The 23,461-nt window shown below is 72.6% G+C and carries 5 protein-coding genes; 3 read left to right on the forward strand and 2 right to left on the reverse strand.

Annotation, left to right across the window (positions count from 1 at the left end):
• Position 1: 1 nt before the first annotated feature.
• From DP107_RS16895 to DP107_RS16905, 3 genes are read left to right on the forward strand one after another with little or no spacing between them, the layout of a single operon-like run.
• Positions 2–4,396, forward strand: a complete 4,395-nt coding sequence (locus tag DP107_RS16895; RefSeq protein ID WP_144263299.1) for a hypothetical protein — start codon at positions 2–4, stop codon at positions 4,394–4,396.
• The gene (locus DP107_RS16900; protein ID WP_144263300.1) at positions 4,393–14,529 is read left to right on the forward strand and encodes a hypothetical protein; all 10,137 of its coding nucleotides are present in this window, start codon (positions 4,393–4,395) and stop codon (positions 14,527–14,529) included. The genes DP107_RS16895 and DP107_RS16900 overlap by 4 nt, the downstream gene beginning before the upstream one ends.
• Positions 14,526–16,817, forward strand: coding sequence for a lamin tail domain-containing protein (locus DP107_RS16905; protein WP_144263301.1), 2,292 nt, complete (start codon positions 14,526–14,528; stop codon positions 16,815–16,817). Before DP107_RS16900 ends, DP107_RS16905 begins: the two co-directional genes overlap by 4 nt.
• 9 nt (positions 16,818–16,826) lie before the next feature.
• Here DP107_RS16905 and DP107_RS16910 read toward each other — a convergent pair whose 3' ends face one another.
• On the reverse strand, positions 16,827–21,029 hold the full coding sequence (locus DP107_RS16910; RefSeq protein WP_144263302.1) for a PKD domain-containing protein: 4,203 nt from the start codon (positions 21,027–21,029) through the stop codon (positions 16,827–16,829).
• Between the two features lie 313 nt (positions 21,030–21,342).
• A partial coding sequence (locus tag DP107_RS16915; protein WP_238330920.1) for a transcription initiation factor IIB occupies positions 21,343–23,461 on the reverse strand: 2,119 nt, incomplete at its 5' end.

Genomic DNA, 23,461 nt, shown 5'->3' on the forward strand with positions numbered 1-23,461 from the left:
CATGATGACCAACGGCACCAACCCCAAGGCGGCACTGGATACGAGCTACGAGTTCTTCCCGAGCGTCCGGCGTGGTTACCGGCCGGCGGCGGACCGGGCGTTCGAGTCGGGGGCGGCCTCGCTCAAGGGCCGGACCGAGTTCGGCGTCGCCCTGACGGTCGAAGGGCAGCAGCCGGACGCCGAGACGTGGGAGACGGCCGAGACCCAGCCCAGCGTCGACATCCGGATGTACGGGCCGGGGGACGTGACGGGCATCGACGAGCGGCAGGTCGTCCGCGTCGAGCCCGAGCCCGAGACCACGACGTTCCCGCCGAACTACTTCCCGCTGGTCGAGTTCGCGCGGCCGGACCTCCCGTGGCTGTTCAGCCCGGAGCGGGCGAACCCCTCGAAGGGCGGCAAGCACCGACCCTGGCTCTGTCTGGCCGTCGTCGAGGCCGATGGCGACGACGTCTCGTTCGAGGCCGCCGGGACCCGGCCCCTCCCGACCGTGACCGCCCCGGTCACGCAGTTACCCCCCGTCGGGGAGTGCTGGGCCTGGGCGCACGTCCAGGTCGTCGGGGAGCTCTCGGAGCGACAGCTGGAGCGGGCGTTCACCACCCGGTCGAGTCAGAGCGTCGCGCGGCTGCTCTGCCCGCGGAACCTCGACCCGAACACCCGGTACCGGGCCTGCCTCGTCCCGACGTTCGAACCCGGCAGGCGCGTCGGACTCGGGAAGGCCCCCTTCGAGACGAGCGGGGGCTCGGATGCGCCCCCGCCGACGGTTGACCTCGCGTGGCCGACCCGGAACGGGGCGAGCGACGGGGCGACGGTCACGCTGCCGGTGTACCACCGCTGGTCGTTCACGACGGGCGACAAGGGCGACTTCGAGTCGCTGGCCCGGAAGCTCACGCCGCGTGAACTCGACGACTACGGCGTCGGCAGCCGGACGGTGAACCTGAGCGACCCCGGCCCGGTTGACCTGAAGGAGGGCAGCGGCCTCACCCGCGAGGTGGGGGGCGCGCTGCAGTCGCCCGGCCTCTCGGCGGCACCGTACCCGGAGACGAGCGGCGGCGAGGACCGGCAGAAACGGGCGACGCTCCGGCGGCTGCTGAACGACCCCGGCAGCGAGGTGCCCGTCGTCGGGCCGCCCATCTACGGCCGGTGGTACCTCCCGTCGAAAGCGGGGTGGACGCTCAGCGACCAGCGCGTCCCGCAGCCGCCGGACGTGCCGACGGGCGGCGACTTCTTCGACGCCTGGTTCCACGAGCTCAACGTCGACCCACTCCATCGCATCCCCGCCGGCTACGGGACGGCGGTCGTGCAGGAGAACCAGGAGGAGCTGATGGCGGTCGCGTGGGAGCAGTTCGGCGACCTCGAACTGGCGAACGAGCGCGTGGGACGGGCACAGCTGGGCGACGTGGTCGGCGGGAACGCGACCGACCGCTTCGACGGCCTCGGCGACGACGTCGTCGGCTACGGCTCGCGCGTCCGCGACATCGAGGAACTGCACCGCGAGATCCTCGCCGCCGGACGGCTCCGCGACGAGGGCATCCTCGACCGCGACCCGCTGTCCGACGGGCCCGCGACCGATCCGGACGAGGGCTACACGGACCCCGGGACCGTCGACTACGGCGGCGTGGACGCTGGCCTCGGAAGCGCCGGCGGCGACGCCGGCACCCGGTTCACGGGCGGCGTCGGGGGCGACGGCGTCGCGGGGCAGGTGGTGGAACTGCAGAGCGAGGAGACGACCGCGGCGGCTGCCGGTGACCTGCTGACCGGTGACGGGACGGGGCTGACGGACGGCGGCGTGGCGACGACCGACGAGACCACGGCCGCCGCCAGGCTCGTCCAGGCGGCCTCGCCCGCGTTCCGGAGCGCGACCCGGCGTGGCGGCAAACTCGACCGCGGGCAGGAGGGCGACACGGCCGGCGACCAGAGGGTCAGCGACCGCCTCCAGTCGGAGCCCCGGACCGACTCCCGGACGAACCTGGGGTCGCGGTTCTCACGCGTGAGCGACGCCCTCCCGACCGTCGAATCCGTCGAAGGGGACGCCGCCACCACCGAGGACGCTCCCGACACGGAGGCGGATGTCGAGGCGACACCCGACCCGGCCTCGGACACCGACACCGTCTTCCCGGACTGGCGGCTCGGGCCGGACGGCCAGCCGCTTGCACTCGGCGCGGCCCTGGAACACCTCGACGACGAGCGAACGGTACTCCCGAAGGCGCTCCTGCAGGTCGAGAGCGTCCACGACCACTGCGACAGCGCTCGCGAGCAACTCGGGCGGCTGGACGACCGGCTGCGCGAGGCCGCGACGAGCGAGACGGAGACGGCGAGGGAGGCAGGTGAGACCGAGACGGGCGCAGAGTCGACCGAGCCACCCTCACTGCTGGCGCTGGTGACCGAGGAGCCGACGGTGGCGGACTACTGCGAGGCCATTGAGCGGAACACGTTCGAGACGCTCGGGCGGCAGCTCTCGAAGCTCGTCGCCGTCGCCCCGGACGCACTCGACCCGGCGTTCACCGACCGACGCAAGAACGAACTCGTCGGCGAGCTCCGGGCGGCCCACTCGCGACTCGTCGAGATCGTCGGCGAGGTGAGCGAGCAGATCCGAATCGCGGAGACGGACGGCGAGGGAGGTGGCCCGGCTGACGGAGAGGCGGGCGCCCCGGCCCACGGCGCCGAGCGCGAGTCCGAGGAGGGAACGCCCGCCGAGCCGCGGGAGCCCACCGGTCCGGCCGCGCTCCGTGGGCAGGTGACCGAGGCGACACGCGCCATCGACGACATCGAGGCGACGCTGGCCGAGATCGAGCAGTACATCGACGGCGCCGTCGCACCCACGCAGCCGCTCTCCGCGGAGGCGGAGGTAAATGCGGAGCTGCCGGAGTCGTCGACGGCGCCGGTCGGCCCGGTCCCGTCCCCGGCGCTCACGGAGCCGACGCGCATCCGGACGCCGCCGGTCGACGGGCAGGTGGCGTCGATGCGGACGCAGTTGCTGTCCGGGACGACCGAGCTCCCGGGGCTGCTCGACGCCAGCGAGTGGACGAAACAGCGAGCGGCCTGGAACATCCACCCCGGCATCCGCTCGCGCGAGGTGGAGCTCGGGCGCATCATGGCCGCCCCGGAGTTCGACCGGCCGGCCTACGAGCCGCTGAAGACACTGGACGAGGAGTACCTCCTCCCCGGCGTCTCCGACATCCCGAAGAACACCATCGGCGTCCTGGAGACCAACCAGCAGTTCATCGAGTCGTACCTCTGCGGGCTGAACCACGAGTTCGGCCGGGAGCTGCTCTGGCGGCGCTACCCGACCGACCGCCGGGCGACGTACTTCCGGCAGTTCTGGGACTACACGAAGGGCAACGAGCAGTACGACGTGGGGAAGCTCCACGAGTGGCGCGACAGCGAACTCGGCGGGAACGGGCCCGGCGACACGGCCAGCACGCCGGAGAACCTGGCCGTCCTGGTCGTCCGCGGCGAACTGCTCCGGGCGTACCACAACACGCGCGTCTACGCGGTGAAGGCGGTCAAGGAGGACACCGACGAGAGCGCGGCGACGAACTGGGACCGCGTGCCGCTGCTGGAGCGGCGCCGGCAAGCCGCGCTCGCGGAGCGCCGGGACCCACAGCAGGCCGTCGAGACGTTCCGGGCGTACGACGAGGCACAACTCGAGGGGTGGACGCCGAAGGAGCCCATCTTCCGGGGGACGCTCGACCCCGATATCACGTTCCTCGGGTTCGACCTCGGCTCGGCGGCGGCCGAGGGCGAGACCATCGACGAGGGCGGCGAGAAGACCGATCTGGGCTGGTTCTTCGTCCTCGAGGAGCCGGTCGGGGAGACGCGGTTCGGCCTCGACGTGGCCAGCCCCGGCGACTTCGCGAGCGCGGAGCGAGGGCCCGAACCGTACGGGATGCCGTTCGGCCTCTCGCACGGCCCGCCCGACGCGAACGGCGACCGGTCGGTCAAGCGGATGGACGCCACGGCGTACAACGGCGATTCCGAGGCCGGCTGGAGCGGGCTCTCGTGGGGCCACCTCGTCGGGGCGGAGTCACAGCTCGACGCGAAGACCCACGTGCGCGTCGGTGACGACCGGCCCGCTGGCGGGGGCGACCCGGCGTGGGCCGTCGCGGACGGCCAGCGGTGGACGATGACCGATTCGCAGCAACAGAACGAGGGCCGCGAACCGGGTGCCGACGCGCCGCCCGAGGAACGCTGGGCGGCCGACAACGCGGCGACGTGGGGGCTGAACAGCGCGCACATGGCCCGGACCACCTGGCAGCTCCCCGCCCGGGTCTGCATCCACGCCGACGACATGATGCCGGACGTGTCCGGCGACGGGCTGGTCCACGTCGAGCCGATGCTGACGAGCGACGTGGCGCTGGCTGCGACCGAGGAGTCCAGCGGAGGTGACGACTCGTGAGCGAGTCCGCCCGCGAGACCGTCGCGACCCACCGGGCCGACCTCGCTTGCGCCGAGAGCGAGCTGAGCCAGGCGTCGGCGGTCTGCTCGCGCCTGGAGACACGGCAGGACCGGACCGAGCGCGGCGTCGCCGGCGACGACGCGGGGACGGCGGTCGAGACGTTCAGGCGCTGGCTCAAGGGCGGGTCACACCCCGGGAGTCTCGCCTACCTGACCGAGCCGCTGGTCGACGGCGACGACGGGACGGTCTCGGTGGTCGACGCCTCGCTCTCGCCGACTACGAGCGACGTGCGGTCGCTGGTGGCGGACCTCCGGGCGTACGCTACCGGCGGGAACGTCGATAGCGACGCGCTGGCCTCGTCGTTCGAGACGCTCCTGACGGACGGGAGCACCGACGACGTGGCCGCGCTGGTGTCGCTGTTCGAGCACGTCGTCTCCGCGGCGCGTGGCGCCCGGGACGAGGCGAGGGCCGCACTCAACAACGCGTTCGCCGACGACGGCAGCCTCCCCGATGACGGGCGCGGCGCGAAGCAGCAGTACCTCGACACGCTCGACGACGACCTGTCGCTGCTCGGCGAGGAGCCGGTCGCGCTGCTCCCGGTGCGGCTGGAGACGCGGTTCGTCTCGCCCAACGACGGGCCGGGCGACGAGCGGTACAACCGGACCGAGCCGACCGCCTCGGAGCTCCGCATCCGGGTCTACCCGGACCAGGTCCACATCGACAGCCACGAGCCGGAGCTGACCGCCGACGAGGAGACCTGGGCCGAGAACTTCTGGGCGACGGTGTGGTTCGCCTGCCACGCGAGCCAGCCGGCGACGGCGACACTGACCCGCGACCGGCGCGCGACCGAGCCCATCGACCGGACGATGGTCGACACGGACGCTCCGGTCCTGGGTTACCGGGACGCCGGCGGGTCGGAGCCGACGACGACGGCGGGCGAGACGGTGCCCGTCTGGACGGTCCCGTACGACCCCGACCGCCTGCCCGACGCGGTCCGTGAGCGCGGCGTCGTCGCGGACCTCGCCGACGGCCTCGCCGGGTTCTCGACGGACGACGTCACGCGCTACCGGGAGCTGAAAGAGCGCGCCTGGGGCCAGCTCGTCGACCGCTTCGGCGAGGAGCGAGGCGCCTATCTCGTCCACGAACTGGCACCGACGACGGACGCGGAGACGATGCTCGCCGGCTGGACGGACGGGTCGGCGCCGTGGCCCCGGCCACAGGGGTCGTCGGTCGACCCGACGACGGGCTCGCCGCCCGCCAACCCGAACGTGCCGGCCCTCGCGCTCCCGACCGCCGAGCGCCGGCCGGGGTCGTGGGCCCGGCAGCCCCGTGCACGACTCCTCCCCGACCGCTGGCTCGCCATCGGGACGTGGCGACGCCCCGGCAACGGGGAGGACGCCTCCACCAGCACCGTCCAGGCGACGAGTACGGCCGTCCGGGAGCCGCTCGCGGTCGGGCCGAGTTCCGAGCGTGTCGGCGTCGACGCGCCGGCGGACGAGGCCGCCACCAACCGGAACGTCCCCGAGGGGATGGAGTGGATGGTCGACTACGAGGCGGCGGAGCGGGCGGGTATGGCGCTGCGCATCACGCCCGACGACCTCGGCGGGACCGATCCCGCCGACGTGGTGTTCGAGGAACTCGTCGTCGTGGGCGTGCGCGGGTCGATGACAGGAGCCGAGAGCACCGACGCCATCGCGGACCTGCTCGAGAGCCACCGGTACACCGACGGCCTGACGTTCCTCGAGCGCGGGACGCCGACGAACAACAGCGACCGGGACGCGGGCTACAGCCCCGCCGCCGACGCGGCGAAGAGCCTCGACGTGGCCTGTGGCCCGCCGCTCGCCTCGTTCGGGGACTTCACCGACGGCGACATCCTCTCGCGGGCGCTCGGCATCGCCTCGCCCGGTGACGACCACGTCTTCGCCCACGTCGAGGGCGCCGGCGCGCGGACCGGGGCCACGGCCCGACAGCTGAACTCCGTCCTCTGGCCGGCGACCATCGGCTACTACCTGCAGAACCTGCTGACGCCGAACCGGTTGACCGGGCTCCCGAGCATCTGGGCGGGACAGGAGTCGTGGGGCGAGCAGGTTCAGCCGGAATCGTTCCCGGATGCCCCGCTCCGGGCGCTCGGCGAGTCGATGAAGTGGCTCGACGGCTACCGGCGTCACTTCGTCAAGTACGTCCGCTCGGGCGGGCCGTTCCCGCCGCTCCGGGTTGGCCGGCAGCCGTACGGCGTCCTCCCGGTCGCGTCGCTCCCGGCGGCCGACGAGAGTGGGTCGCTGTACGACCGCATCCCCGCCGACCAGCTCGAGACGGGGCACGGCCGTGGGGCGTCGGTGGACCTCTCGGAGCGACAGCCGCGGGATTTCGGGGCACTCGTCGAGGGCGTCGACCTCACGGGCGGCGGCGCGGCGGGCGGCACCGGCGAGGACGCGGCGACCAGCGGCGGCCTCGCCGAGGGCATCAGCGCCAGCGGCTACTCGGCCGCGGTCGACGAGCCGGCGACGCAGGTCGATTCCGACGTGTACGGCTCCGCGTACGACCCGGTCGTGCCGCAGACGACGAACGTCCGGACCCCGAAGGCGGGCGAGGACTCGTTCTCGCCGGATGGCGGCGCGAGCGTACGGACCCGTCAGCGCTCGTTCCGGGTCGACGACCAGGTCGCCGAGCGGGTCGGCGACTGGGTCCGCAAGTTCGGTGGCGCGTGGCGCGCCTCCTGGGACGACGTCGACCGGCTCGGCGGCTCCGACGGGGACGCGGACGGGTCGCCTGCCGAGGACATCCTCCGGCGTGGAGCGATCGGTGACGCGTTCGTTCGCGAGGTGTTCACCGGGTACGACGCCTTCCGCGCGAACGTCCAGGTGAATCAGGGAGTGCTGGACCGGTTCACGAACGCCCGGAACCGGGACGTGCGGGCGATGCTCCAGCAGAACGACATGACCGAGCTGGACCCGCGGCTCGGGTGGATGATACCTCCGTGGGACTTCGGCCCCGGGCCGAACGAGCCGGACCTGCTGCAGCCGCTGCTGGTGGGCGACCACCCGAGCGAGTACCTCCGGATGCTGTACGAGACCGACTGGCAGCTCCTCGAAGGGCTGGAGACCGACCTCGACCTGGGTCGGTTCTCGGTCGACAAGCAGCGCGTGGCGGAGGTCCTGGACCTCGACATCCCCGTCGAGGCGCTGACCGAGCGGCAGCTGGCGTACGACGTCATCGAGCGGGGGCCCGAACACGGCAAGCTCGACCAGCTGATGCGCGATGCCGTGATGGAGGGGTCGTACGGGGACCCGGCGGACTTCCCCATCTCCCTGCCGGACGACGCCAGTGCGGGCGAGCTGATGAAGGCCATCGCTCTCGGCGGGACGGACGGGCTGGCCCTGCAACACTCGCTGTTCCGCCAGCTCACCCGCTTCGCGACGGTCCAGGCCCACGTCGGCGGCCGCATCCGGCTCGGGCTGAAGTGGGACGAGCCGCTGGCCAGCGACGGCGTCGACCGGCTGCTCTCGGCCGACCTCGACGACACGGACCCGCATCGGCAGCGCCCAGTGCCGGACCCCTCGGTCCACGTCCGGAAGGGCGAGGACGAGGACCGGCGCACCGTCTGGGACGCCCTCCACGACGAGGTCCCGGACCACGTCGGCGAGCCCTGGGCGGGAGAGACGTACCTCGATATCCTCTCCTGTACCTGCTCGCCCGCCGAGGACCCCTCGACCACGTACGCCGGTGGCTGCGGGGCGCTTGACGACGAGCCGGCGGCCGACCCGCGGCTGCGGGAGTTCTTCGAGAGCCTGCAGTACCTCGAGCGACGGTTCGAGACGGACGCGAGCGGTCTCGAACGGCTGCTGGTCGAGACGCTGGACCTGGCGAGCCACCGGCTCGACGCCTGGTGGACCTCGCTGGCGACCCGGCGGCTGTTCGAGCACCGCGAGCGCCAGGAGGTCGACCTCTACGACGGCGCCGAGTACGCCTTCGTCGGCGACCAGTTCCGGCGCGGCGAGGGGACCGAGGACCGCCCGGCGAACTGGGCGTCCGGGAGCGGCGGCGACGGCGGCCTTGTCGCGGGGAACCAGTCCCTCGCGGTGGACACGGACCTGTTCGACGAGGCCGCCGTCGCCGAGGAGTACGGCAGCCTCTCGAGTTCGCAAGCGGTCTGGAGCGGATCGAGCGGCGGCGAGGGTGCCGTCACCACCGACGAGCCGGTCACCTACGTCGGCGGGTACGGCTTCGTCGAGAACCTCGTCTCGGACGAACTTGCAGCCCAGGCGGACGTGCCGGGCGTGCCCTCCTCGGCGGGTGGCGAGGAGGCCGAGTACATCCACACGCCGTCGCCCCAGCAGGCAACGACGGCGTCCATCCTCCGCAGCGCCCGGAAGCACCACGACGACGGCGAGGGCGGGCTCGCCGACCTGCTCGACATCGACCTCTCGCCCGGACGAGTGCGGGCCGCGAAGGAGGTGCTGGACGGCATCCGGCAGGGGCGGCTGCTCGGCGACCTGCTGGGCTACCGCTTCGAGCGGCGGCTCCTCGAGCGGACCCGGTGGTACCGCCAGCACCGGAGCGGGAGCATCAACCTCGTGCAGTACAAGTTCGCCTTCCGGACGGCGTACCCGGCGGTCGCCGGGCAACTCGACCACGGTGGGAGTGGGACGGACGACCCCAGCGCCCAGAGCGACGTGGTCGACGGCTATCAGCTCCTGACCGCGTGGCAGGACGCCCGGGACGAGGGCAACGAGGCGCGGTTCTTCCGGACCATCGACGCCGGCGACACGACGCTCGCCGACGCCGTCTCGACCGCCGAGCGCGAGCAACTGGTGAATCTGCTGGACGAACTCGACGCCATCGTCGACGCGGTGACGGACCTGCTGCTGGCCGAGAACGTCCACCAGATCGGGCAGGGGAACTTCCAGCGGGCGGGCGCCGGCATTGACGACCTCGTCAAGGGCGAGGCGGTCCCGGACCCGCAGGTGACCGAGACGCCCCGCGACGCGACGGGTGTCCAGCACCGACAGGTCGTGCTGTTCGGCGACGAGGCGGCCCCGACCGAGTGGCAGTACGACACCGCCGCGGTCCAGCCGACGACGCTCCCGACCCTCTCGGGGACGACGACCGGCCTGCGCGCGGCGGCGGACGGCGACGCCGACCCCGACGTCCAGATGCGGCCGGCGGGCGAGGCGACGCTGAACGCCTGGGTCGGCGACCTGCTGCCGGCCCCCGACCGGGTCTCCTGTGCGGCGGCGTTCGAGTGGGAGGTCGACCGGACCGTCGAGACGGGGACGTTCACCACGCCGACCGAGCCCGGAACGGTGTCGGTGTCGCTCGACTTCGAGCCGGATTTCGTGGTGCTGAGTGCCGCGCACCCGGTCGGCGAGTCCGGCGTCGCGGCGGCGGGTCCCGGTTGGACCCACGGCGTCGCGTACAGCGAGCCCGGCGGGACGGTCGTGGAGCGGTCGGTGAGCGTCGGCGCCGACCTCGAGGGGAGCGAGGCGGGCGGCCGCGTCCGCGACGACGCAGCGTTCGCCGCACATCTCCACAAGGCCGGCGGGACGGCAGGCGACGTTCGCGGGCATCTCACGCCGACGGCGGCCGGGTTCGACGTCTCGTTCCCGACGGTGACGTCCCCCGACGGCGCACCGGAGGGCCTGGTCGTCTCCTACCGGGCGTACGCGCTCGGCGACGCGGCGACCGTCGAGGTCGGGACGTTCACGACGCCGTCGGCGACGGGCACGCAGTCGGTGGCGTTCGATCACCTCGACGACGCCGACCACGTGTTCCTCGCCGGCGGGACGGTCCCGACGGCCACCGATGCGGCCCGGACCACGACCGGTGCGGCAGGGCTCTCGCAGGGGGCGGCCAGCGCCGACTCGGGGCTCTCCCAGCACGCGGCCGCCAGCAGCGTCGACCCGGCGTCGGGCGCCCACGTCGCCGGCGTCCGTGACGACCGGGCACTGCACCTGCTGTACGGTTCCGGGTCCTCGGTCGCGGGGTCGACCAGCGCCGAGGTCACGGGGCTGGACGGGAGCCTGGACCTCCGATACCACTCGGTCCACGCCGGCGACGCGGCGGACGCCAGGCGCCCCGTGACGTACGTGGCCATCGAGACGGCCGAGACGGTCCCCACGCCCGCCGTCGGGGTCGTCGATTCCGGGCAGCGCTCGGAAGGCGGGACGGAGACGGTATCGACCGGCTTCCGCCCCGGCCTCGTCGAGGTCGTCGCGCTCCCGTCGGTCGACGCGACCGGGAGCGCGAGCGGCGCCGCGACCGGCGGCTGGTCCCACGGCGTCGCCACGGGCGTCGCCGACCAGGGGGCGGTGAGCCACGTGACGCGCCCGGGCGCCGACGCGTCCGCAGGCGGCCACGAACGCGGCGAGGCCGTCTCGCTGGCCGCGCTCGGCGGGGACGGCGCCGTCACCGGCCGGGACGAGGTCCGGGTCTCGAACGTCTCCGACGACGGGTTCACGCTCACGTTCTCGGCGGTCGCCGACGGCGACCAGCCACTCCTGTACCGGGTGTGGCCGGCCGAGCCCGAGGCGGTCCGCCACGTGGTCGACGCGGACCTGACGCTGGACGACCTCGAACTGTCGCCGCTGGACGCGCTCTACCTCACCCAGCAGAACGAGCAGTCCGGGGCGTCACAGCTGGAACAGCACACGCAGTACCACCTGTTCCGGCACCGGCCCGACCGGGCGCCGGGGGCGCTCCCGGTGCCCGACGAGGCGACCGTCCGGCTGCAGTTCCAGGAGCTGTCGCCGTCGGCATCCGGCCCGGACCCGCTGACGGTGGCGGAGTTCCTGGAGGTGACGAGGGCCGTCCGCGAGGTCGTACAGGACGGGCGCGCGCTGGACGCGGGAGATCTGGCGCATCCGGGCAGCGAGACCGACTCGGGCCACACGGACCGGAGCGCGACCGAACTCGCCTCGCGCGCGGACACGGCGCAGTCGGCGCTGGCCGCGACCGGCGCACTCGTCGACAACCGCGTGGCGCGACTGACGGCGCCGGAGGGCGAGACACCGCTCCACGAGGACGTGGCCGCACTCCACGACGACCTCCACGGGTTCCTCGACGCGGCCCCCGTCGACGGCGTCGGCCCCGCGGCGAGCCGCGCGAACGACGCGATGCAGGCCGACGACGACGCGCTCGCGAGCGAACTGCGGGCGCTGGACGCCACTCTCCCCGCCGGCCCGCACCGTGCGGCGAACGTCGAGGCCGACCTCGTGGCCACGCCCGCTCCGGGCCAGGCCATCGCGGGCGAGGCGGGCGTCGCGAACGCGGCCGTGGAGGTCCGGGCCTGGAGCCGGTCCGCCGGGACGTGGTTCGAGCGGGCCGAGACCGACGAGACCGACGGAGACGGGCGGTTCCGGGTCGACCTGGACTTCGGTGACGTCCGCCCCGGCACCGGCTTCACGGTGACGGTGACGACGACGGACGACGGACAGCTCCGGTCGGTCGCGACCGGCCGGGTCGCCTTCCCCGCCGATGCGGTGGCAGTCACGGCTGCGAGCGGCCAGTCCATCGCGGGCACGGGCCCGCCGGAGGCCGACGTTGAGGTATCCGTCGAGACGGCCGACGGCACCACCCTCCGCCCGTCGGCGGGCGTGACGACCGACCGACTGGGCGCGTTCGACGTCACCGTCGACCTCTCGGGCCTGGGCCCGTGGTCGGTTGTCGAGCTGACGGCGACGCGGAGCGGCGATACGGTCGCCGAGACGACGGCCTACGTCGAGCCGGACCCCGCGGCGGCCGTCGAGTCGGGTGCCGTCCTCCCGCGACTGCTCTGGCTGGCCGAGCACGCCGGCTCGTTCGACCCGTACCGGCCGGACGCGCCGGCGGGACGGCTCCACGGGCGCGTCACGAACGGGGTCGACTGGCCGGCCGTCGACGACGAGCGCGGGCTGTTCCAGGAGGTCCACGGCGATTCCAGCGACGACCGGCCCACCCAGGCCGACATCGACACCGTCGCGGCGCTGCTCGCGGACGGGAACGACGCGGCGCTGGAGTCGCTCGACCTCACGGCCGTCGACGCGGCCATCCAGCGCGCGCTGACGCCGGTGAAACGGCTCCGGGTCGACGACCTGTTCGACGTGACCGGGCGGCCGGACCGGAGCGCACCGCTCCGGCTCTGGCACGACCGGGCGGCCGGCACCGACCCGGCCGTGGTCGGTCAGTTCGCCAGCATCGCCGCCCGCCCCGAATACGCCTTCGAGGACAGCTTCGACGCGACCCTGTCCCCGGCGTTCGAGTCGTTCCTCCGCGACGAGGCCGACGGGGTCCTCCCGGACGGCGACGCCGACGCAGAGCGGCTGGTCCGGTACCTGTCGGCCCTCCTCGATTACCTGCCGTCGGTGCTCGCGGATCCCGACTTCGCCGGGCGACTCCAAGACCCCGCCGGGTTCGCGCGGAACCTCCGGCTGCTCCTGTGCCAGCCCGAGGCGTTCCCCGAGGACGAGCAGGGGGCGTTCGCGGCGGACCTCCGACGGCTCGTCCGGCGACCCCTGCTCGACCGGCTGGCCGCCATCGACGACGTGGCCGACGACGCCGGTGTCGAGCCCCCGTACCACAACTTGGACTACCAGCTCCTCGACCGGGGGCGGGAGGAGGAGACGTCCGACGGCGAGGCGTCCACCGATGTGACGCCCAGCGACGAGACAGACGACGACGCGCTCTGGATGGAGCGCATCAAGACCGACATCGAGTACCGAGACCTGGGTCGACTCGGGGACGACGGACCCGACACGTTCGACCTCTCGAACGCGTTCGCCCCCGGCGACTCGCCGGCCGGCGACCCCGTCACCGACCTCCGTGTGCTGCTGGCAGCGTTCCACCGGAACGGGCTGGACGAGTACCTGTTCGCCGTCGGGCCGGCGGCCGACCTCTCGCCGGAGTCGCCGCTCGACGCCGGGGATGCGGGTCCGACGCCCGGCGGGGGCGGGTCCTGGCGCTGGGGCGCGTTCAGCACCGAGATGGACGGGCGACTGGACACGCTCGCGACGATGACGGCGACCCAGCTCGGCCACCTGCGGGCCGGGCGCGAGGCCGGCGCCTTCGCCCTCGCGTTCCGCCGTGGGCTGCTCGAGACGCTCCGCCGCGGGATGCTCCGGGCCTCGTACTTCGGCATCCACGGGAGCACGCCGGGGTCGCCGGCCGGCGGCAGCCCCGACGACCTCGCGGCGCTGGTCCCGCAGGCCGAGGCCGTCCTCGAGCGGGTCGCGGAGCGACACGACGCAGCCGCCGCACTCGCCCCCACGCCGCCCGGAGGACCCGGCCCGGAGCCGACGGTCGAGGGGCAGCGCGAGCGGCTGGAGGCCGTCTTCGGCGAGGAGTTCCGCGTGCTGCCGCCGTTCACGCCGACCAACGGGAACGAACTCGACGCGACGTTCGCCCGGAGCACGGCGCTCCAGGGTGGCGACCCGCTGGCCGCGGAGACGTGGCTCCAGCGGGTCGCCCGGCTGCGCGAGAAGCCGGCGACGTTCCGCCGGGCGCTGAGCTACGCGGAGGCCGTCTCCGGCCAGCGCTACCGCGACCTCGAGGTGGGGCAGGTGCCCCACCGCGCCGACGACCTGTGGGCCGGGCTCGACGACGAGCAGCCCGACCCCGGGCGGCTGTCGCTGGTCGCGCAGTACGCGACCGCGTTCGACGGCGAGTTCTCGACCGGCCAGCTGACCGGGCTGTTCGTCGACGAACTCGTCGAGCACGTCCCGACGGCGACCCAGGAGACGGGCGTCGCGCTGAACTACGACGACCCGGCGGCCGCCGCGCCCCAGTCGCTCCTGCTCGCGATGCCGCCCGAGGACGGCGAGTGGAGCGAGGACGCCCTTCGGACGGTCATGGCCGACACGATGGAGCTGTTCAAGCTTCGGATGGTCGACCTGGAGGATCTCGACGACTTCGGGCCGCTGCTCCCGATGCTGTCGTTCCCGCGGAACGAGCCGATGGAGGACAGCCTCCCGGACGCGCCGTCCATCGACGTGGACCGCATCGGCGAGTACCAGTCCATCGCCCGTGAGATCCGGGCACAGTACCGGAGCTACCTGCGACAGATACAGGGGATGGAGCTGTTCGGACGGTACGACGACCTCGGGGCCTGGAGCAGCACCGTCCGCACCGGCGGGCTGGACCTCGGAGGTGATGGTTCGTGACCCGCTACGGCGAGGACGTGCGGTCGGTGACGATGTGGCACCGGCTCTCGCCGACGACGCGCGACGACACGATGACGCGCGGGCTCCGCGCGGAGCTGCACGACCCGCTCTGGCTGCTGGGTCGCCAGTGGCAGGTCGGGGAGTTCGCCGGCGAGGACGCCGGCTCGCCGGTGACGCTGGAGCTGTGGTGCGACCACGACCCGATGGGACGCGTCGAACTCGCCCCCGACCGTGACGGGACGAGCCCGCGCGACTACGACCCCCACGAGGACGGACCGCTGGAGGCGATGGTGGAGCGCGAGACGGTCACCACGCCCGCCGGTGACGACCAGCCCGGGCGCGAGGTGGCGGCCGAGGCCGGCCGCTACTTCCTCGCCAGGCTCGACGCGGAGCTGTCCGGCGGCGCCCCGGCCCCGAACACGTTCGAGGGGTCGCTCCTGCTCGACCCGCCCGACGACGATACCGACACCGCCGGCGAGCGGTACCTCTCGGTGATGCGGGGCCGGGCGCTCGACGGCTACCGCCTCTACGAGCGACTCACCGCCGACGGCGACATCGCCGCGGCCGAGGACTGGACTGGCGTGAGCTGGGGCGCCGTCGACCTGCCCTATCCGGGCTCGGGGACGGCACCGGACGCCTACAAGCGCGCGGCGAAGGCGTTCGTCGACTGGTACGCCGACCTCTACGACGAACCCGCCTCGACGAGCGACCGGGCCTGGTCCGCCGACCGGATGGAGTACCAGTTCCGGGCCTCGACCGGCGCCGGGGACGCAGAGACCGTCTTCAGGGCCGACGAGTACGCCGGCGGCCGGCTGGACCGCGACGACTTCACCGTCGAGACTGACCCGGCGGCCTCCCTCGCCGGCGACGGTGCCGACGGGAGCGACCTGCCGGACCTGGACGGGATGGCGGCCGACGACGGTGGGACGCCGGACCCGTCGACGCCGCCGGGCGAGGGGCCACCGCCGGACCTCTCGATGCTTCCGACCCGGGTGACGTTCCCCGGGATGTCCTCGCCGCGGTGGTGGGAGTTCGAGGACGGCGGGGTCAACCTCGCGAACATGACCGTCGGGCCGGGCGAGCTGGGCAAGCTCCTGGTGACGGAGTTCGCCACGCTGTACGGCAACGACTGGTTCTCCGTCCCGCTGGACGTGCCGATCGGGTCGCTGACGCGCATCACGGAGTGTCGCGTCACCGATACGTTCGGTGTGGTGGAGTCGGTGCCGCCGGCGACCGAACACACGACCGCGACGGACGACGGTACCGACCACGAGGTCGGCACGGAGGCCACGGAGGGGTCGCTCGGCGGCGCGCTCGTGGGGAGCGACGGCTGGAACGCGTTCATGCACACCGGCCTGCCGAGCCACGACCGCCCGGGGCTGCTGGTGCCACCCGTGCTGGCCGAGCACCACGAGTCCGACCCCATCGAGCGCGTCCTGCTCGCGCGCGACGAACTGGCGAACATGGCGTTCGGCATCGAACTCGTCACCGAGGACGCCGTCGGCGACCCATTGCGCTGGCGCGAGTACAGCCGCCCGGAACTGGCCGTCGACGCCGTCTCGCCCGCGTCCGACCCCGACGACGAGTGGGTCCGGCTCGTCAACACGGGCGAGGCGAGCCTCGATGTGGCCGGCTGGAGCGTCGGGACCGACGACGGCGACAGCTACATCTTCGGCGACGGCTCCGGCGACCCGCTCCGGCTCGATGCCGACGAGACGCTCACGCTCACCACGGGTACCGGGACCGCCGTCGGCGACGAGTACTACTGGGGCCGGACCGACAGGGACGGGCCGGTCTGGGCGGGTGCCGACGAGGTGACCATCCGCGACGCGACCGGCGACGTGGTGGCCAACGAGTTCATCGGGACGCCGGGCGACGTGGACCCGGGCCTCCCGGACTACCGGCTCGTCACGGACGTCCGGGACCATTGGTTCCCGCTCCGGATGCGGGCCGCGGGCGCCGCCGCCGACGGCGACGCGGCGTGGGAGATCGGCGACCTCCGGTTCGAGCTATCGCGGCTCCTCGATGCCGACCCCGGCATCCCCGAGCCGGCGGGTGAGGTGCTGGAGCCCGGCCTGAAGCTGTACGACGAGGAGCTGACCCGGGCGGGGCTCGCGGTCACGCGGAGCTACCAGCTCGCCCGCTGGATCGGCGGCAGCACGCACCTCTGGTCCGGGCGTCGCGCGGGAATCGGGCGGGGCGAGGGCTCCAGCGGTCTGCGATTCGACGTGCTGCAGGAGCCGGATGTGGGCGACGCCGACGGGTCGCGAGAGGGTGGCGGCCTCTAGACACCCGCCTCACTCGTTCGGCGGCCAGGCGTGGTAGAACAGGATGGGGCGTTGCTCGCCCTCGTCGTCGTACCGGTCGGAGCCGACGCCGGTCGTCGCCAGGTCGAAGCCGGCCGGCCGGAACGCCGTCGCGCGGACCTCCTCGCCGCCGGTGATGCGGCCGCTGTCGTCCATCGCGAGCAGCCGCGCGATGGCGCCCGGCGGGACAGACTGGTCGATGACCGTCGCGGTCCCGTCGCCCGCGCCGGCGCCACCAGCGTCCTCGGGCGTGCCGCCGTCGACGGCGGTGCCGCCCGCCGGGCCGCTCGCGTCGTCGCCGGGCTCGTGGGGAGTCGCGGCCCCGGGCTGGAGGTGGCCGGCGACGGTGGTCGCGTCGAGCGTCCCCTGGATGAGGTGCTGGATGACGCCGCCCTGGCCGTCGGGCATCGCGGTGCCGTGCGACCAGCCGAAGGCGAGCGGGCTCTCGGCGACCGTCCGCTCCTCGCCGACACGGTCGGCGCCGCAGGCGATGCAGTCCAGCAGCTGCGGGGAGACCCCGAGTTCGACCGACCGGGACGCCCCCGGCGCGGGGGCCTCGACGTGGCCGATGGCGGGCGGGTCCCCGCCGGCGTCGATGGCGACGTACGTGACGACGGTCGGCTCGGGCTCCTCCCCCGGGCCGCCCGGCAGGTCGTGGTAGGTGAGTTCGAGTTGATCGCTCAGTAGCGTCGCCCGCGCGGTCGTGTGGCCGGTCACGTCGCCGTGGCCGTGTAGGAGGTGGAGCGCGCGGTCGTCGAACGCGGCGTAGCTGTTGTGGTTTGCGCCCGACGGGTCGACGGTGCTGTTGACGACCTGCTGGTCGAGCGTGCCGTGGGCGGCGATGGCCCCCCGAGAGATGCCGACCAGCCCGTCGGTCACGGTCGCGGTGTCGACCTCACCGACGACGTTGGTGGCGGTGAGCATGACGTAGTCGGCCTCGACCCCGAGGTCGACGACCTGGCTCCCAGGCGTCGTGGGGGTGAGGAAGTGCCCGACCTCGACGTCGTCCGCGCTCGACAGCTCGAACGCCTGGAACATGACGGCGTAGCTGTCGTCGACCTGTCCCTCCGGGAAGGCGGCGGCGTCGAAGGCCATCTTGAAGCCGTCGCCTTCGGTCGCGGTGACCCGGCCGGCGAGCCCGTTGGCGGCCTCGTCGTCGTAGACGAGCAGGTCGAGTGCCTGGCCGCTGTGGGTGGCACCGACCGCGGCGTCAGTCTTGCTCACGTCGTCGGCGACGCTGACCGACCGCTGGGTGAAGGTCTCGCTCCCGCCCCCGTCACGCCGGGCGCAGCCGTAGGTCCAGCCGTCCGTGTGGTCCGGCGGGCCCTCGCGGGGCGTCGCGACGTTGTTGGTGGCGGTGAACAGGAGCAGGTCGGGCTCGAAGCCGAGCCCGGAGAGGCTCACCGTCTCGGAGGCGGTCGGCGTCTCGAACGTCCCTGTGGCGTAGGCGGTGACGCCGCCGGAACTGCCGCCGCCGAACCCCTGTGGGAAGATGTCCGGCGGGCGCCAGCCTCCTCCTCGACCCCGCCCGCGGCAGGCGGCGTAGCCCGCGCCCGCGCCGCCGAGGAGCGCCGGGACGACCCAGGCGAGGCCCGGGAGGTCGGGGATGGCGAACCCGAAGCCGACCGCGATGGGGACCTGGTCCTCGTCCTCGTCGGTCGCGCCGTCGTCGTCGACGACGATCACGCGGGCGGTGTAATCGCCCGGCTGGAGGTAGCGCTTCGTCACCGTCGGCCCGGTCGTCGTCGTGTCGATGGTTCCGTCGGCGCCGAAGTCCCAGCGGTACTCGACGATGGTCCCGTCGGCGTCTCGCGAGTTCGCGGCGTCAAACGTGATGACGGTCCCCGGGACTGCCGACAGCGGGTCGTGGTCGATGTCGGCGCGCGGCGGCAGGTTCCCGCCCTCGACGGTGACCGTCCCGCAGTCCACGACCGTCGGCTCGACCCCCTCGCCGTGGACCCGGACCCGGACCGGGTACGTTCCCGGCTCGTCGTAGGTGGCGGGCTCGCGGAAATCCGTCTCGTCGGTCTGCTCGTACTCGCCGTCGCCGTCCGTGTCGAACTCGACGAACACGACACGCTCGGACGCTGAGGCGTCGACGACCACCTGCTCGCCCGGCTCGACCGTCCGTGGCTCGACGGTACACTCGGTGGCCGGGACCTGCTCGACGACGAGGTCACGGGTCGTCCGGTCGGTCGCGCCGTCGTCGTCGGTCACCAGCAGGACGGCGTTGTACAGACCCGTCGAGCCGTAGGGGAAGTCCGTCTCGGGGCGGGTCGTGTTGCGCTCGAACGTCCCGTCGCCGTCGAAGTCCCAGCTGTAGCGGACGATCTGTCCGTCGGGGTCGGTGGAATTGCGCCCGTCGAACGTGACCGGGACGCCGACCTGCGCCCGCGTCGTCGAGGGCGTGAATCGGGCGACCGGGGGCTCGTTCGCGCCGATGGTCACCTCGCCACAGGGGGCGGTGTCCGTCTCGCCGGTCGAGGTGTTCCGGACCTGCACGGACGGCTGGTAGCTGCCCGGCTCCTCGTAGACGGCGTCGTAGGTCGGCGCCGCGAAGGTGTCCGTATCGAGGGTGCCGTCGCCGTCGAGGTCCCAGCGGTAGGTGTCGGAGTTCGCGGACTCGGCGGCGTCCAGCGTGACGGGCTCGCCGGTCCCCGCCGTCGTGGCCCGGGCCGTACAGCGCGCCCGCGGCTCCGGGATCGGCGCGACCACCTCGACGTCCCGGGTGGTCGTGTCCGTGGCTCCGTCGTCGTCCTCGATGGTCAGGACGACGTTCTGGAAGCTCCCGGCGGCAGACGACGGGAACCGGTGTTCGGTGACGGGGTCAGTGGTGGCGTTGTCGGTAGTCCCGTCGCCGTCGAAGTCCCAGCGGTGCTCGACGAGGCTCCCGTCGGGGTCCGACGAGGCCGAGGCGTCGAAGGTCGTCGACTCGGTGGCAACGGCCGGTTGCGGGTCGTAGCTGAACTCCGCGGTCGGGCGCTGGTTCTCCGGCTCGACGGTGACCGTGTTGCAGTCGGCGGTGTCGCTCTCGCCGCTCGAACCGTTGTACGCGGTCACGGCGGGCGTGTACTGGCCAGGCTCGGCGTAGCGGGTCGTCACCTGCTCGACGGTGAGCCGGTCGGTGTCGGGCTGGCCGTCGCCGTCGAAGTCGTACTCGTAGCTGTCGCTGTTGCTCGACTCGGCGGCGTCGATGGTCACCTCCTCCCCGACCGCGACCGTCTCGGGCGTCGCCGTACAGCGGGCGGTCGGGCCGGGCGGCCCGACGGCGATGTCGCCGAACGCGCGGTCGGTCGCGCCGTCGTCGTCCTCGACGGTCAGCACGATGGTGTAGCCGCGCTGCGAGTCGTAGGTCCAGGTCGCGGTCGGGTCGCTGGTGGTCTTCTCGGCGATGTCGTCGCCGTCGAAGTCCCAGCGGTACTCGACGAGGCTCCCGTCCGGGTCCGACGACCCCGAAGCGTCGAAGGTGACCTGCTCGCCCGCGTTCGGGTCCGACGGCGAGAAGGTGAAGTCGGCCGTCGGCTTCTCGTTGACGACGGTGGTGCGGAAGCCGTAATCCTCGTCGAAGTCGTCGTTGTCGCCGAAGAGGTTGTCCTGTGGCGAGACGAACAGGTACCGGGCGTCGGTGGGGACGGTGACGGTGGTGCTGTTCGAGGAGGCGTCCTGCGTCGCGACCTGAAAGTCCTCCGGGATGTCCGTCTCCTCCTCGCCGTTGAACGTCGGGCTGGTGACGAAGTCGCTCCCGGCGTCGACGGCACCCGGGAGCCGGTCGCGCTCGGACGCCGCGAGCAGCGTGTCGTTGACGCTGAACACCGCCGTCATCCCGAACACCTGCTCCCCGCCGTTGTCGTAGTCGCCCAGCCGCTCGATGCGGACCGTCTCACCCGGCTGCACGCCGAGGTCGGAGAGCAGGAACGGGGTCGCGGCGAGGTCGTTCTCCTCCCGCGCGTGGAGGTACGTCGCCCGGGGGATGATGCCCTGCGAGGCCTGAATGGTGGCCCCGACTACCGCCGGGTCGCGGACGGCGAAGGCGTCACCGCCACCGTCGTCACCACCCGGCACGCTGGCCGCCGCCGGCAGGACGAGTCCCGCGCCGACGATCAGCGTGACGACGACCGCTGCCGCGAGGAGCGCCGAGCCGCGGCGCTCGGCGGACCTGGTGCGGCCGGTCGTCGGGCGTCCTCTGCTGGGCACGGCTTCTCCGAGCGCCGGGCGGACCGTCGCTCGTTCCTGACCGATTGGATGCGACGGCATAACGATGGACGCTAACTGGTTAGTCACCCATCGAGGACCGGTCACGCACCGATTCCACCCTAGGCGTGGGGTCGCGTTAACTGTGTCTCGAATTGTGGTAGACGGCGAAGGCTTCCAGCCACGACTGCGCTGTTGATTGCGACCGAATAGGTCGTGGCTGCGCGCGCAGCGAGCGAAGCGAGCGAGCACGGAGCGGAGGGTGGGGCGGAGGGGACGCGGGGCCGTGGAGTCGAAACGAAGGGGTTGCACCTCCTCAGTCGTCCGCGACCAGCCCAGCTACTGCCGCCGTCGGCTGGTGGCGCCGCTCACTCGCGTCGTGCAGCTCCCGCGAGTAGTTCGAAATCTTCCATCTGGAGGTCGGCACGGTTGCCTCGACTGCCCTGACCACGTCGGCCTGGGTCACGGCCTTCCCATCGGTCAGCCGGTCTGCCGCATACACCGCCGCCCCAGCCACGGTCATCCGCGCCGTGCCCGGTGCGATTGCCTCCCTGTCGGTCACATCCATCAGCCGCTCCGCGACCCGGACCAGGTCGATGCCGGTCGCCACGTCCAGTTCATCGTCCAGCGCGGCGACTACCCGACCAACCGCCCTGTCTCGCACCGGGGGCACGTCCACGTCGGTCTGCACCCGAATCTTCCGGACGGCTGCACACACCCGTTCACGACTCGTCTTCGCGTGCTCGGCGATCTGTGCCGGCGTGCGCTCCACACCGGCCTTCCGGCCAGCCAGTAGCACCGCCCCGGCCGCCAGCGACTCCCAGGCCATCCGGCCGCCCGGCAGCCGCGCCTCCTTCGCGGCCTCCAGGTACCGCGACGCATCCGTCGTCACGTGTTCGGGCAACTCAAGATTCGCCCCGAGCATCCCGATATCGCGGAACCCCTCGTTCAGACGCTTGTCCCGCTTGTCGTGCATCGTGAAGCGCTTGTGCCGCCGCCGAAGCCGCTCCATCTTGTCCTTCCGCTCCGGGGAGAGCGTATTCCCCTTCCCGTCCGTCGAGAGAAAGAACGTTGTATGCAGCCCCTTGTCGACCTGCAGCTCCTTCGTCGGCTCGACCGCCCATTCACCGTCGCGCTCACTGCCCTCGGGGGCGTGCGCCTTCAGCCCCGGTTTCCGCTCCAGGGCATCGATCGACACGACAAGCCCACAGTCCGCACACACCGCCTCGACGTCCTCGATACGCAGGCCGGTCACGTCGTGTCCGGCGGCTTCCAGTCGGTCCAACTCCTCGCGAACTCTGTCGAACGAGCGGAGATTCCCACTCTTGCTCAAGGCCTCTGTCTCTGGTGAGCCCTTGGTAGCTGTCGGGGTTGTGTACGACTTGACTGCAGCCTCTGTCTCGACGGCTCCTGGTGGCGTTCGGGGCTCCGGCGGTAGCCGCTCGATGGCGGGCGCCGTCTTCTCCGGCACAGCCCGAGGCACGCGACGGACCACGGCCGTCGTCCCGACGGCGTCAACAGGCGGCCGCGGGTCCGGCGCCGGCCACTCGTCGATGAACCCTGGCGGGTTACGAGCCCGCGAGTCCGTCACCGAGGCCGTATCGGTCTGCCGTTCAGCATCTAGAACCGGGCGAACGGCCGGACGAACCGACTGCTCGCTCGTGGGCACCCGAACGCTATCCTCGCCGGGCTTCGGGTCGTGTCCCAAGGTCTTGACTGTGGCAACCATGTCATAACTGAACCCGAACCCGTGGAGGACCGTCCGCACCCGTTCGCCGCGGCGAATGAAGGCTACGTTCAATTCGGGGGCGTATCTGACGGCATCGGGAGCCCCGCCATCGCCGTCCGCCTCAGCGAACGGCTTGGGGTCGACAGGCACGGCGGAGCGCCAGGCCGCTTCGAGCGAGGGGCGGTCACTCTCGGGACACCGGACTCGGGAGGCGTACCGGTCCCGTGCGTGACTGGTGGGCGTGACCGATGCCCGGACTTCCTCTGGCGGGTCCAGGAGCATCGCGTCCGGGTCGGCGTCGAGCTCCTCCTCGGGGTCTGGCGTCACCGCTGGGGTCGTCTCGTCGGCATCCTCTCCCGGGAGGATCTCCCGGTGGGATGCAGCATACGGCTCGGCGGCCGCCGGTGAGTATCGCTCGGCCACGGTCCGGGGGGCTAGCACGAACTCCAGGTCAACGTCACGAGCGTCGGTGGCGTCGGTATTCGACCGATCGCGAAGGTAGACTGTCAGTCGGTCGCCCTCGCTGAAGTCGGTCTCGGCGGCGTCATCGGGTAGTTGTTCCGCCTTGAGCAGGCCGTTCACGGTGTAGCAGTCCTGATCGAGATTCGCATAGACGCCGAATCCGGGCTCGATACCGTTGACGACCGCGGCGTGACCTCCTCCCCGTGGTAAACGACGGGGCTTCCCACAAGCCGAAGCCCGCTGG

The organism is Haloglomus irregulare, assembly GCF_007421925.1.
Classification (GTDB): domain Archaea; phylum Halobacteriota; class Halobacteria; order Halobacteriales; family Haloarculaceae; genus Haloglomus; species Haloglomus irregulare.